Below are 13,475 nucleotides of genomic sequence, written 5' to 3'. Positions count from 1 at the left end.
ATCAAACGCTTGGCTCACTTCCCGCTGACCCCGAAAACCTGTCTCGTCGTCAGCGGATGCGTACTTTACGGACCCAACGCCGGCTTGGCAAGCGTTGATTCACAAAAAAGTGACAGCGGCATGTCACCCAACCAGCAGACGCGACGGCCCGATACGACGACGCCCGCACATGGCGGGCGTCGTGGCTCGGTGGCAGCGAGTCGTTAGTGCTGCCGCGGGCCGCTCTCTCCGGTTCCGGTCTCCTGACTCGCGGCGTTATGCGCCTCTGTTTCCTGGCTTGTCGCCTCCGAGGTCGTTGCCTGCTGGCGCTTTTGCTTTTGCGTCTGACGCAGACGCCCCAGCGCGAAGAGCGGCCCGGAGATGACATAGGCGCCGAACAGCGTCAGCAGCATGACGGAGGGCTCGATCGAGATCAGCACGAACAGCAGCACGATCGCCAGCAGAAAGACGAAGGGCACCGGCCCTTTGAAATCGATCTCCTTGAAGCTGTGATAGCGCACGTTACTCACCATCAGCACCCCGGCTGCGGCCACGACGACGGTCATCAGGATCTTGAAGCCGAGCGACTCGGCATCGAAGGTATGGAAGACCCATACCGCGCCTGCCACCAGGGCTGCCGCCGAGGGGCTAGGCAGGCCCACGAACCACTTCTTGTCGGTACTGCCGATCTGAACGTTGAATCGTGCCAGTCGCAACGCCCCCCCAGCCACGAAGATGAACGCGGCGATCCAGCCGATCTTGCCGATGTCCTGGAGAATCCAGGTAAAGGCGACCAACGCCGGCGCCAGACCGAAGGAGATCATGTCGGCGAGACTGTCGAACTCCGCCCCGAAGGCACTCTGCGTGTTGGTGAGTCGTGCCACCCGGCCGTCGAGTCCGTCGAGCACCATGGCGATGAAGATCGCGATGGCCGCCTTGGCGTAGTCGCCGTTGATTGCCGCGACGATGGAGTAGAAGCCGGCGAAGAGCGCCGACAGCGTGAACAGGTTGGGCAACAGATAGATTCCGCGGCGACGGATTCGCTTGCCGTTCTCGACCGTCTCTTCGATGACCTCGTCTTCATCGTCAAAGAGAGGAGAGGTCGCACCGATGGTAATGGTCTCGGGCTCCTGCTCGTGGTGGCGATCTTCCTGCGTCATGGCATCAATCCTTTAGAAGCGTTTTCGCTCGAGCGTGTCGGCCGAGTCATTCTACAGCCTAGCGGTAATGACGACAGATGACCGCACGCATGGCGATATCCTTCCCCACAACGACCACGGGGCGCGACTCGCGTCGCGCCCCGTGGGGAGACTACTGCAAGCGAATGATCAGTTCTTGCTCTTGTCGACCAGCTGGTTGGCCGCGATCCACGGCATCATGCCGCGCAGCTTGGCACCGACCTGCTCGATGTCATGCTCGGCGTTCAGACGACGGCGCGCGGTCATCGACGGGTAGTTCGAGTTACCCTCGCTGATGAACATCTTGGCGTATTCGCCGGTCTGGATGCGCTTGAGCGCGTTGCGCATCGCTTCGCGAGACTGCTCGTTGATCACCTCGGTGCCGGTCACGTACTCGCCGTACTCCGCATTGTTGGAGATCGAGTAGTTCATGTTGGCGATGCCGCCTTCGTACATCAGGTCGACGATCAGCTTGAGCTCGTGCAGGCACTCGAAGTAGGCCATTTCCGGAGCGTAGCCCGCTTCGGTCAGCGTCTCGAAGCCCGCTTTGACGAGCTCGACCGCGCCGCCACACAGGACTGCCTGCTCGCCGAAGAGATCGGTTTCGGTCTCGTCCTGGAAGGTGGTCTCGATGATCCCGCTGCGTCCACCGCCGATGGCCGCGGCATAGGAGAGTGCGATCTCCTTGGCCTGCCCCGAGGCGTCCTGATGCATCGCGATCAGATCCGGGATGCCGCCGCCTTTGACGAACTCGGAGCGAACGGTATGGCCCGGCGCTTTCGGCGCGATCATGATGACGTCGAGATCCTGGCGCGGCTCGATCTGGTTGTAGTGGATATTGAAACCGTGGGCGAAGGCCAGCGTGGCGCCCTCTTTGAGATTCGGCTCGATGTCGCGCTCGTAGATCGCCTTCTGATTCTCGTCCGGCGCCAGCACCATCACCACGTCAGCGGTTTGGCAGGCTTCCGGCACGCTGGCGACGGCGAGCCCTGCCGCTTCGGCCTTGGCGGCGGACGAAGAGCCCTGGCGCAGCGCCACGGTGACATCGACGCCGGACTCTTTCAGGTTGTTTGCGTGGGCGTGCCCCTGAGAGCCGTAACCCACGATGGTGACTTTCTTGGCCTGGATGAGAGAGAGGTCGCAATCTTTGTCGTAATAGACGTGCATGACGGGCTCCGAATTCGATACTGAGGATGTCGTGTCGCGAGCCGTCGAATCGCGTCAGCGCTCGACGACAGGCCATGGCGCTACGGTATGTCAGGCGAATCGTTGCGTAAAACGCTATATTTGCAACGCGACATTTCATAAATCAAAACGACGACCGCCATGGACTACCGCCCGCTCACCCACTTCCTGGCGCTGGCCGAGCAGCTGCACTTCGGCCGCGCCAGCGACGCCTGCCATATCAGCCCCTCGACACTCTCCCGCTCGATCCGCCAGCTCGAGGAGAGCCTCGGCGTTACGCTGTTCGAACGGGACAACCGGCACGTCGCACTGACGCGTCAGGGCCAGCGCTTTCATACCTACGCCCGCGAGACACTCGAGCAGTGGCAATCGGTCCAGCGCACCCTGATGGAGGAGACCCGAGAGCTCGTCGGCGAGATCAGCATCTACTGCTCGGTGACCGCCAGCTACAGCTTCCTCTACCAGCTCCTCAGCGAATTCCGCCAGCGCCATCCGCGGATCGAGATCAAGCTGCATACCGGTGATCCGGCCGATGCCATCGCCCGCGTGCAGAGCGAGAGCGAGGATATCGCGATCACCGCGCGGCCCCGCAGCCTGCCCGATTCGCTCGCCTTCAAGCCGCTGACCACCTCGCCGCTGGTCTTCATCGCCCCGCGGGACGGCGGTGAATGGCTGCCTCGCACACCGCAGACGCCGACACCCTCGCAGTGGCGCGACGTGCCGATGATCCTCTCCGAAGCCGGCCTGTCGCGGGATCACGCCGACACCTGGTTCCGCGCACTCGGTATCAGCCCGACCATCTACGCGCAGGTTGCCGGGAACGAAGCGATCGTCAGCATGGTGGGGCTCGGATTCGGCGTCGGTATCGTGCCGCGGATCGTGCTCGACAACAGCCCGCTCAACGACCGTGTCAGCGTCCTGCCGGTCAAGCCGGAACTGCCCCACTACGACGTCGGCCTCTGCGTGCTCAAGCGCCGCGTCAAGAGTGCGCTGATCGAGGCGCTCTGGTCCCAGCTGCCGAGCTGACCCGCTGCGCGAACTCGACGATGGCCACCCCCTTCGTCACCCAAAACGACGACGCCCGGCGNNCGGGCGTCGTCGAGACGGGGCCGAAGCCCGTCGAGTCGCCTACCGTCTAGAGAGAGAGCAGCTTGTCACCGCGGGCGATGCCCGACACCCCGGTTCGCGCCACTTCGAGAATGCCGATCGGCGCCATCGCCTGAATGAAGGCGTCGAGCTTGCCGCCATCACCGGTGATCTGCACCGTATAGACGCTCGGCGTCACGTCGACGACCTGCGCCCGGAAGATATCCGCGGTCCGCTTGACCTCGTCTCGCGCGGCGCCAAGCGCCTTGACCTTGACCAGCATCAGCTCGCGCTCGATGTGATTCCCCTCGGTCAGATCGACCAGCTTCACCACATCGACCAGCTTGTTGAGATGCTTGGTGATCTGCTCAATCACTCGGTCATCCCCTACCGTGGTCACGGTCAGTCGAGAGAGCGACGGATCTTCCGTCGGCGCGACGTTGAGAGTTTCGATGTTGAAGTTGCGTTGAGAGAAGAGCCCCACCACGCGAGAGAGCGCACCGGGTTCGTTCTCCAGCAGGATCGAGATGATATGACGCATCAGGTCCGCTCCGTCTTCGAAAGCAGCATGTCACGCATGGAGCCGAGCGGCACCTGCATCGGATAGACGTGTTCGAAGGGGTCGACGTAGATGTCGAGGAACACGAGCTCGTTGGTGTCGGCGAAGGCGCGCTCGAGCGCCGGCGCCAGCTCCTCATGGGTGCGCACCGTGATCGCCGTGAAGCCGTAGGCCTCGATCAGCTTGGCGAAGTCCGGCAGCGACTCCATGTAGGAGTGCGCGTGGCGGGACTTGTAGTTCAGATCCTGCCACTGGCGCACCATGCCGAGCGACTGGTTGTTGAGGTTGACGATCTTCACGCCGACCTCGAACTGCTTACACGTCGAGAGCTCCTGCATCATCATCTGGAAGCTGCCCTCACCGGTGAAGCAGACCACGTCATCCTGCGGGTAGCCGAGCTTCACGCCCATCGCCGCCGGGAAGCCAAAGCCCATGGTGCCGAGCCCGCCGGAGGTGATGAAGCGATTGGGTTTGGCGAACTTGTAGTACTGCGCCGCGAACATCTGATGCTGGCCCACGTCCGTGGTCACGAACGCCTCGCCGCGGGTGACGCGATGCACGGCCTCGATCACCTCCTGCGGCTTGAGCGCCTCGCCGGACTTGGAGGGTTCGTAGAGCTTGCCCTCGCGCTCGGCGCGCCAACCGTCGATGCTCTGCCACCACTCGGCGAGTGCTTCGGGACTGGCCGCCTCGCGCCCCTGCACCAGGCTGATCATCTCGTTGATGACGCTACCGGCCGCACCGACGATCGGCACGTCCGCCCGCACGGTCTTGGAGATCGAGCTGGGGTCGATGTCGACGTGGACGATCTTCGCCGTGGGGCAGAACTTAGAGGTGTTGTTGGTGACACGATCGTCAAAGCGAGCCCCGATGGCGATGATCAGATCCGCGTGGTGCATCGCCATGTTGGCTTCGTAACTGCCATGCATGCCGAGCCAGCCGAGCGACTGATTATCGGTCTGCGGGTAGGCGCCGATCCCCATCAGCGTGGTGGTGATCGGAAAACCGAGCCGCTGGACCAGATCGGTGAGGGCTTCCGACGCCCCGCCGGTGACGATACCGCCGCCGGTATAGAAGACCGGCCGACGCGCCTTGAGCATCATGTCGACCGCTTTCTTGATCTGGCCGGTGTGCCCGCGGGTGACCGGGTTGTAGGAGCGAATCTTGACCTTTTTCGGGTAGACGTACTCGTAGCGCTCGGTGGGTGCCGTCATATCCTTGGGGATATCGACCACCACCGGCCCGGGGCGACCGGTCGCGGCGAGATAAAACGCCTTCTTCAGTACCTCGGGGATCTCGCTGGGGTGGCGGATCGAGAAGCTGTGCTTCACCACCGGCCGAGTGACACCGACGATGTCGGTCTCCTGGAAGGCATCCTCGCCGATCAGATGGCTCGCCACCTGGCCGCAGAGCACCACCATCGGGATCGAATCCATGTAGGCGGTGGCAATCCCGGTGACCGCATTGGTGGCACCGGGGCCCGAGGTGACCAACACCACGCCGGGCTTGCCGGAAGCGCGGGCGTAGCCGTCGGCGGCGTGGGTCGCGGCCTGTTCGTGACGAACGAGAATGTGCTGGACGCTGTCCTGGCGGAAGAGGGCGTCGTAGATGTGCAGTGCCGCCCCGCCGGGATAGCCGTAGATCCGCTCGACGCCTTCGTCTTTCAGAAAGCGGGCGATCATGTCGGCGCCGGAAAGTAATTCCACTGGTGAGTCTCCCCTGGAGGTTCGAGTGCCGCTCCGGCTGTCGATAGCGCGAAGCTTAAACGCGGCGGTATGCCGCTGCCGACGTCACGTCGACACCTGATGCCATGATCCTGGCCTGGGCCCGGGGTGGGGACCCGCACTCATAGGCATCAACGAACCGGGGCTCGCGCGATGCCTGATACGGCAGATCGCCGTATCGGGGTTGGCGGGAACAGGCGGTCGGCCCGTACCCCTCTTTCCTGAGAAAGATTTCCTTCGACAGGCGGGTAGAGGTCACTGAGAACCTACCCTTCACGCGGCGGTCGGGGATCGCCCGCAAATGCCGCGCCCGCAATCAGGAGCCGCCTAGATTCTCCCAGCGTCGCGGGGCTGTCAACCGCGCCGGCGCGCCACGCTCGCCGTGACTTTCTTGCCACCAAAGTTCGACGTCGCATCCCGGCAGGAAGACACGATGGCTGCTGTACTGAGCACCAGGTTCGGCGCACGCCCGACGCGAGTGTCTCCACGCCGTTCACAGCCCACGGCCGCGCGATCGATAACGATAACGACAGCGATAACGACAACCCCAATTAGGAGCGCTCGATGTCCCCGCTTTTCCAATGGTCCATTTTCGTCGCCATGGCCGGGTTTCTCTTCGGCTTCGATACCGCGGTGATCTCCGGCGCGGACCGACCGGTGCAGGCGCTCTGGGGGCTGAGCGACCTCCAGCACGGGCTGTTCATCATGTCGATGGCACTGTGGGGGACGGTGCTCGGTGCGATCTTCGGCAGCTACCCCGCCGACCGTCTCGGCCGGCGCGCCACCCTGATGGTGATCGGGGTGCTCTATCTCGTGTCGGCATTAGGCTCGGCGCTCGCCACCGCCCCGTTCTGGTTCTCGTTCTTCCGTCTGATCGGCGGCTTCGGTGTCGGCATGTCGTCGGTGGCCGCACCGGCCTACATTTCGGAGATCGCTCCCGCCGAGCGCCGTGGCAATCTGGTCGCCCTGTATCAGTTCAACGTCGTGTTCGGCATCTTCATGGCCTATGTCTCGAATGCGATCTTCGGCACCCTGCTTGGCGCGGATGCCTGGCGCTGGATGCTGGGGATCGAGGTGGTGCCGGCACTGATCTATACCCTGGCGCTGCTCAAGGTGCCGGAAAGTCCGCGCTGGCTCATCCTCGCCCGGGGCGATACCCGCACCGCCGCCGACACGCTACGCAAGATCGATGCCCACGGTGACATCGACACCCAGATCGAAGAGATTCAGGCAGCCGATCGCGAGGATGACAAAACGCAGTCGCGCTTCTTTTCACGCCGTCTGCGTCTGCCGATCACGCTGGCGTTTCTGATCGCCTTCTTCAATCAGTTCACCGGCATCAACTTCGTGCTCTATTACGCCCCGCGGATTCTCGAGTCTGCCGAGCTCGGTGCCAGCGCCGCACTCCTCTCCACTGCCGGCATCGGTCTGATCATGGTGCTGTTCACGCTGCTCGGCATGGCCCTGATCGACCGACTCGGCCGCCGCACGCTACTGCTGATCGGTTCGGTGGGCTACATCGTCTCGCTGGCGATTATCTCCCATGCCTTCTTCACCGAGAATCTGGGTGGAGTCCTGATTCCGCTACAGCTTTGTCTGTTCGTGGCCGCTCACGGCATCAGCCAGGGCACGGTGATCTGGGTCTATATCTCGGAGATCTTTCCCAATCGCGAACGCGCCCGCGGACAGTCCCTCGGCAGCTTTACCCACTGGTTCTTCGCCGCCGTCATTACCCTGGTCACGCCCTGGGTGCTGGGCGTGTTCAACGGCGGACCGGTGTTCGCCTTCTTCAGCGTGATGATGGTCCTGCAGGTGGTGTTCGTGCTCTTTTTCATGCCGGAAACCAAGGGTGTCTCGCTGGAAGCGCTTCAGCGCAAGCTGGCGCCCGCCGCCCGACGGGAGTGATCGCGGGCAGCGCGCCCCCGACGCGGCGACCCGCCTCGAATCGCTGACACAAAAAACCCGCGGCGCCAGGCGCCGCGGGGAGAAAAACGGTCAGGACGCGACCGCGTGAGAGATCATTGACGTCGCCGCGCCGTGAGCGCGACGACACCGCTACTTGCTGAAGACCAGACGATCCGCTTCGGCACGCACGTGGATGGTGTCGCCCGGGACGAATTCGCCGGCGAGCAGATCCTGCGCCAGCGGGTTCTCGATCCGATTCTGGATCGCACGCTTGAGCGGCCGCGCACCGTACACCGGGTCGAAGCCGGCCACGGCGAGCTGGGCCATGGCGTCGTCACTGACCTCGAGCTTGAGATCGCGCTCCGCCAGCCGAGCCCGCAGCCGCTCGAGCTGGATGCCGGCAATCGCCTGAATCTGGGACTGACCCAGGGCGTGGAAGACCACCACCTCATCGATCCGGTTGATCAGTTCGGGACGGAAATGGTCGCCGACCACCGTCATCACCGCATCGCGCATGGCGACATAGTCGGTCTCTTCGCCGCCCATGCGCTGGATGACATCCGACCCGAGGTTGGAGGTCATCACGATCACGGTATTGCGAAAGTCCACCGTACGCCCCTGGCCATCGGTCAGGCGGCCATCTTCCAGCACCTGAAGCAGGATGTTGAAGACATCCGGGTGGGCCTTCTCCACTTCGTCGAGCAGGAGTACCGAATAGGGCTTGCGGCGCACCGCCTCGGTCAGATAGCCGCCCTCTTCATAGCCGACATAGCCCGGGGGCGCCCCGATCAGCCGAGCCACGGAGTGCTTCTCCATGAACTCGGACATGTCGACGCGCACCATTGCCTCCTCGGTATCGAACAGGAAGTTCGCCAGCGATTTGCAGAGTTCGGTCTTGCCGACGCCGGTCGGACCGAGGAACAGAAACGAGCCGTTGGGCCGATGGGGGTCAGAGAGCCCGGCCCGCGAACGGCGTACCGCGTTGGCCACGGCATTGACCGCCTCGTGCTGGCCGATCACTCGCTCGTGCAGCGCGTCCTCCATTCGCAGCAGCTTGTCGCGCTCGCCCTCGAGCATCTTGGCCACCGGAATGCCGGTCCAGCGCGACACCACCTCGGCAATCTCCTCCTCGGTGACGTTGGAGCGCAGGAGTTGATGCACGACCGCCTCGTCACCCTCGCTGTCGCTACTTTCCGCGATCTGACGCTCGAGCTTGGGGATCACGCCGTACTGCAGCTCCGACATCCGCCCCAGATCGCCCTGACGCCGGGCGGCATCGAGATCGATCCGCGCCTGCTCGAGCTCGGCCTTGTACTGCGCCGCCCCCTGGATGCTCGCCTTCTCCGCTTTCCACACCTCTTCGAGATCGGCGTACTCGCGGCCGAGCTCGTCGATCAACGCTTCCAGCTTGTCGAGACGCTTGCGCGAGGCTTCATCGGTCTCCTTCTTCAGCGCTTCCCGCTCCATCTTGAGCTGGATCAGGCGGCGGTCGAGACGGTCCATCGCTTCGGGCTTGGAGTCGAGCTCCATACGAATCCGTGACGCGGCCTCGTCGATCAGGTCGATCGCCTTGTCGGGCAACTGCCGATCGGTGATGTAGCGGGTCGAGAGCTTGGCCGCGGCGATGATCGCCGAGTCGGTGATATCGACGCCGTGGTGAACCTCGTAGCGCTCCTTGAGACCGCGCAGGATGGCGATGGTGTCGGATTCGCTTGGCTCGTCGACCAGCACCTTCTGGAAGCGGCGCTCGAGCGCCGCATCCTTCTCGATGTACTGACGGTACTCGTCGAGCGTGGTCGCGCCGACGCAGTGCAGTTCGCCACGGGCCAGCGCCGGCTTGAGCATGTTGCCAGCGTCCATGGCGCCATCCGCCTTGCCGGCGCCGACCATGGTATGGAGCTCATCGATGAAGAGGATGACTCGCCCCTCTTCCTTCGACAGCTCATTGAGTACGGCCTTGAGGCGCTCCTCGAAGTCACCGCGGAACTTCGCCCCGGCGAGCAGTGCGCCCATGTCCAGCGACAGCACGCGCTTGTCCTTGAGCCCCTCCGGCACCTCGCCGTTGACGATGCGCTGCGCCAGCCCCTCGACGATGGCAGTCTTGCCCACGCCAGGCTCGCCGATCAGGACCGGGTTGTTCTTGGTGCGCCGCTGCAGCACCTGGATGGTGCGACGAATCTCGTCATCGCGGCCGATCACCGGGTCGAGCTTGCCGTCGGTCGCCCGTGCAGTGAGGTCGAGCGTGTATTTCTCCAGCGCCTCGCGCTTCTCCTCGGCGTTGGCGTCATCGACGTTGGCGCCGCCGCGCAGCTCGCTGATCGCGCCCGCCAGTTGCTTGCGCTCGAGGCCTGCCTGGGTGAGCGCCTTGGCCACACCGCCTTTCATGTCGAGCGCGGCGAGCAGAATCAGCTCGATGGCGATGTACTGGTCGCCGCGACTCTGCGCTTCGCGGTCGGCGAGATTGAACAGCCGCGACAGCTCCTGGCTCATGCCGACGTTGCCGTCGAACTCGCCAACCTCGGGCAGCTTGTCGAGTTGACCGCTGAGTCCTTCACGCAGCCGCTGAACGTCGCCGCCGGCTTTCTGCACCAGCCCCTTGAGGCCGCTGTCACGCATCTCGAGCAGCGCCATCAGCAGGTGCGCGGGGGCGAGCTGGTTGTGCCCGCGCCCCACCGCCAGCGACTGCGCGTCGGCCAGTGCGTTTTGAAGTTTCGTGGTGATGCGATCCATACGCATGCTTGTACCTCCCAGTGCCGCCGGGGGACGGCGGCCAGCGATTTCATTAGTTGACACTAAAATGGAGGTATGTTGAGGCTTTTCAAGTCAGGCGCATGAAAAAAAGGCGGATTCGCGGCATCAGTGGCGAATTTTATTCATGGGCAATGACAGGCCCGAAGGGCAGAACGCATCGGGTTAGCCAACGGCGGCGGCGGCCAAGGTGGGACGCCTCTTTTCAGTCCATCGCTTTTCAGTCCATCGTGCAGCCCGCCGTGCCGTCAGTCGCGGGAAGCGGAATCAGCGCAGCCAGATCACACTGGCCATGTGGCCGGTGCGCCCGTTGTCGCGGCGGTAGGAGTAGAAGCGCTTGTCGTCGCAGGCGGTGCAGAAGTGCCCACCGCCGATCGAGCCGACGCCGAGCCGCTCCAGACGCAGGCGCGCCAGCTTGTAGATGTCGCCCATGTAGTGCCCCAGTCGATAGGGGCTGGGCTCGAAGGCACTCTTGGCCTCGGGCTGAAAGGCGGCGAAAGCGGCGAGCACCTCCGGACCGACCTCGAACTGAGCGTTGGAGATCGCCGGGCCAAACCAGGCGAGAAGCTCGTCAGGCTCGACCCCCAGCGCTGCCACCGTCGCCTCCAGCACGCCACCGGCAAGGCCCCGCCAGCCGGCATGGGCGACGCCGACACGGGTGCCCGCGCGGTCACAGAAGAACACCGGCAGACAGTCGGCGGTCAGCACCACGCAGGCGTGGCCGCGATCGAACGCCACCGCCGCGTCCGCTTCCGGCGGCGTCTCGATTTCCCTGTCGCCGTAGTGACGGATCACCCGCGCCCCGTGAACCTGCTTGAGCCAGGCCAAGGGGCGACCGTCGCCCACCGCCTCGCCGATCAGCGCCCGACAGCGTGCCACGCTCTCGGGATCGTCGCCCTTGAATCCCTTGGGATTGAAAGCCGCGAAGTCACCTTGGCTCGGTCCCGTCTCCCGGGTGGTAACGAAAGCCCCGACCGTGCTCGGCGCCACCCAATCGGGCACGATCAGCGTCGGCGCGTCGGCGGCCAGCGGCGTGGGATCCGGGGTTGCCTCGAAGGCAGGCTCGCGCGGGGCTTTCGACGTCATGAGGCCGCCTTGTCGTCGTCGCGCAGCGCATCCAGCAGCAGGTAGAGATCGTCGGGCAGCGGCGCCTCGCACTCCACCGGCTTGCCGGTCACCGGATGATCGAAGCGCAGCTTGTGCGCATGCAGTGCCTGTCGCGGGAAGTCACGCAGCACGGTCTTCAGCGTGTCGCCGGCGCCGGCGGGCAGCTTCAGCCGGCCGCCGTAGACGGGATCACCGATCAGCGGATAGCGCGCATGCGCCATGTGCACCCGGATCTGGTGCGTGCGGCCTGTCTCCAGCCGACAGCGGACGTGGGTATGAGCGCGAAAGCGCTCCTTCACCCGGTAGTGGGTCACCGCCGGTTTGCCGGCGGCGTTCACCGCCTGGCGCTGACGATCCTTGGGGTGGCGGCCGATCGGCGCATCCACGGTACCGCCGGCCGTCATCGCCCCGACGACCACGGCGTCATACTGCCGGGAAACGGTGCGCGCCTGAAGCTGCTCGACCAGCGCCGTCTGCGCCTCGAGGGTGCGCGCGATCATCATCAGTCCGGTGGTCTCCTTGTCGAGACGATGGACGATGCCCGCTCGGGGAATCCCGGCCAGCTTCGGGTAGTGATACAGCAGCGCATTGAGCAGCGTACCGTCGGGATTGCCCGCTGCGGGATGCACGACCAGGCCGGCGGGCTTGTCGATCACCAGCACGTCGTCGTCCTCGAAGACGACCGACAGCGGTATCGCCTGGGGCTCCCAGCGCGTCTCTTCGGCCAGTTGCGTGTCGAGCGCTAGCCGCTCGCCGCCGTTGATCTTATCCTTGGGCCGCGCCGTTTGACCGTCGAGGGTGAGCTCGCCCTGCTGAATCCAGCTTTTCAGCCGCTCTCGCGAGAATTCAGGGAACATTTCGGCGGCGGCCTGGTCGAGACGTCGTCCAGCCAGATGATCGGGTATGCGCTCGTCACGCTGTAGGATGTCGGCCATACGTGGAGTTGGATTCCGTGTCGCCGGTGCAGAAAGAGACGAAAAGACCGAACGCGCTCGCGTGCCACCGGGGCCCGCGTAGGCATACGCGCGGTCTTTCCTTTATAGTGGATCGGATTCGGCGGATTTTAGCACGACCGCCCAAGATTGGTTGATACGAGGATGACGATGCGATTTTTAGCGCGATTCCCCGCAATGGGCGCCCTGCTGCTCTCGGGTGCCCTGCTTGCCGGTTGCGCCAGCAACGAACCTGCGCCCGACCTGCAGGAGCAGGAGCTCTACCAGCAGGCGCAGAGTTCACTGGACTCCGGGCGTTATACGGCAGCGGTCTCGCAGCTGGAGACGCTCGACACCCGCTTCCCGTTTGGCCGCTACGCCGAGCAGGCCCAGCTCGAGCTGATCTACGCCTACTACCGGACGGAAAACTGGGAGCAGACCCGCGCCGCGGCGAGCCGTTTCATCCGCCTGCACCCGGATCATCCGCAGGTCGACTACGCCTACTACATGCGCGGTCTGGGGGCCTATCAGGCCGGTCGTTTCAGCCTCGAAAGCCTCGAGCTGATCGACATTTCCAAGCGAGATCTGGGCGCCTCGCGTGACGCCTACGTCGACTTCGGCGAGCTGGTGCGCCGCTTCCCGGACAGTGCCTACGCGCCCGACGCCCGTCAGCGCATCATCTACCTGCGTAACGTCATCGCACGTCACGAACTCCAGGTCGCCGACTTCTACCTGCGCAAGGGCGCCTATGTCGCCGCCGTGCAGCGTGGGCGCTGGGTGATCGAGCACTACCCCAAGTCCACGGCGACACGCGACGCGCTGGCGACCATGGTCGAGGGCTATCTGGGCCTCGACATGCGTGACCGTGCCCAGGACGTGCTGCAGACGCTGATCGACAACGACCCGGACAGCGACCAGCTGGATGGCAACACCTTCGTGCCCAAGCACGTGCAGGTGGACACGCCGCTCACCGCGCAGGGCTGAACGCGCCGCCGGAACGCCCCCAGCCAGGCCGCAAGACAAAACGCCAGCGACACTCGTCGCTGGCGTTTCTCGTTTCGGCGCTGTCACG

General features: G+C 64.4%; 10 protein-coding genes. 3 read left to right on the top strand and 7 right to left on the bottom strand.

Annotated features, from left to right (window positions below; genetic code table 11):
* Positions 1–203 precede the first annotated feature (203 nt).
* Positions 204–1,139 carry a CDP-diacylglycerol--serine O-phosphatidyltransferase gene (gene pssA, locus DOM41_RS15430; RefSeq protein ID WP_110687753.1) on the bottom strand — a complete coding sequence of 312 codons (936 nt, stop codon included), beginning with the start codon at positions 1,137–1,139 and terminating at the stop codon, positions 204–206.
* A 168-nt stretch (positions 1,140–1,307) separates the two neighbouring features.
* Positions 1,308–2,324 (bottom strand): ketol-acid reductoisomerase, encoded by a 1,017-nt coding sequence (gene ilvC / locus DOM41_RS15425; protein WP_110687752.1) that lies wholly within the window; start codon positions 2,322–2,324, stop codon positions 1,308–1,310.
* A gap of 159 nt (positions 2,325–2,483) precedes the next feature.
* On the opposite strand from ilvC, the gene ilvY reads away from it, so the two are divergent.
* A complete protein-coding gene (gene ilvY, locus DOM41_RS15420; protein WP_110687751.1) occupies positions 2,484–3,368 on the top strand; it encodes an HTH-type transcriptional activator IlvY in 885 nt (294 codons plus the stop codon).
* 109 nt (positions 3,369–3,477) lie between these two features.
* Here ilvY and ilvN read toward each other — a convergent pair whose 3' ends face one another.
* Together ilvN and DOM41_RS15410 are read right to left on the bottom strand one after the other, a co-directional pair.
* Positions 3,478–3,969, bottom strand: coding sequence for an acetolactate synthase small subunit (gene ilvN, locus DOM41_RS15415; protein ID WP_110687750.1), 492 nt, complete (start codon positions 3,967–3,969; stop codon positions 3,478–3,480).
* Positions 3,969–5,693: an acetolactate synthase 3 large subunit gene (locus DOM41_RS15410; RefSeq protein ID WP_110687749.1), complete on the bottom strand. Its 1,725-nt coding sequence runs from the start codon at positions 5,691–5,693 to the stop codon at positions 3,969–3,971. Before DOM41_RS15410 ends, ilvN begins: the two co-directional genes overlap by 1 nt.
* Before the next feature lie 582 nt (positions 5,694–6,275).
* Between DOM41_RS15410 and DOM41_RS15405 the strand changes: the two genes are divergently transcribed.
* On the top strand, positions 6,276–7,616 hold the full coding sequence (locus DOM41_RS15405) for a sugar porter family MFS transporter (RefSeq protein ID WP_110687748.1): 1,341 nt from the start codon (positions 6,276–6,278) through the stop codon (positions 7,614–7,616).
* A gap of 150 nt (positions 7,617–7,766) precedes the next feature.
* On the opposite strand, the gene clpB is transcribed toward DOM41_RS15405, so the two are convergent.
* The 3 genes from clpB to rluD form a co-directional block, all read right to left on the bottom strand.
* Positions 7,767–10,352, bottom strand: a complete 2,586-nt coding sequence (gene clpB, locus DOM41_RS15400) for an ATP-dependent chaperone ClpB (protein WP_110687747.1) — start codon at positions 10,350–10,352, stop codon at positions 7,767–7,769.
* A gap of 279 nt (positions 10,353–10,631) precedes the next feature.
* Positions 10,632–11,450 (bottom strand): peptidoglycan editing factor PgeF, encoded by an 819-nt coding sequence (gene pgeF / locus DOM41_RS15395; protein WP_110687746.1) that lies wholly within the window; start codon positions 11,448–11,450, stop codon positions 10,632–10,634.
* Positions 11,447–12,406, bottom strand: a complete 960-nt coding sequence (gene rluD, locus DOM41_RS15390) for a 23S rRNA pseudouridine(1911/1915/1917) synthase RluD (protein WP_110687745.1) — start codon at positions 12,404–12,406, stop codon at positions 11,447–11,449. Before rluD ends, pgeF begins: the two co-directional genes overlap by 4 nt.
* A 168-nt stretch (positions 12,407–12,574) precedes the next feature.
* Between rluD and DOM41_RS15385 the strand changes: the two genes are divergently transcribed.
* Complete coding sequence (locus tag DOM41_RS15385) at positions 12,575–13,387, top strand: outer membrane protein assembly factor BamD (protein WP_110687744.1); 813 nt, start codon at positions 12,575–12,577, stop codon at positions 13,385–13,387.
* Positions 13,388–13,475: the final 88 nt, after the last annotated feature.

Source organism: Salinicola aestuarinus, from assembly GCF_003206645.1.
Classification (GTDB): domain Bacteria; phylum Pseudomonadota; class Gammaproteobacteria; order Pseudomonadales; family Halomonadaceae; genus Salinicola; species Salinicola aestuarinus.
This window is presented reverse-complemented; position numbering and strand designations above follow the sequence as displayed.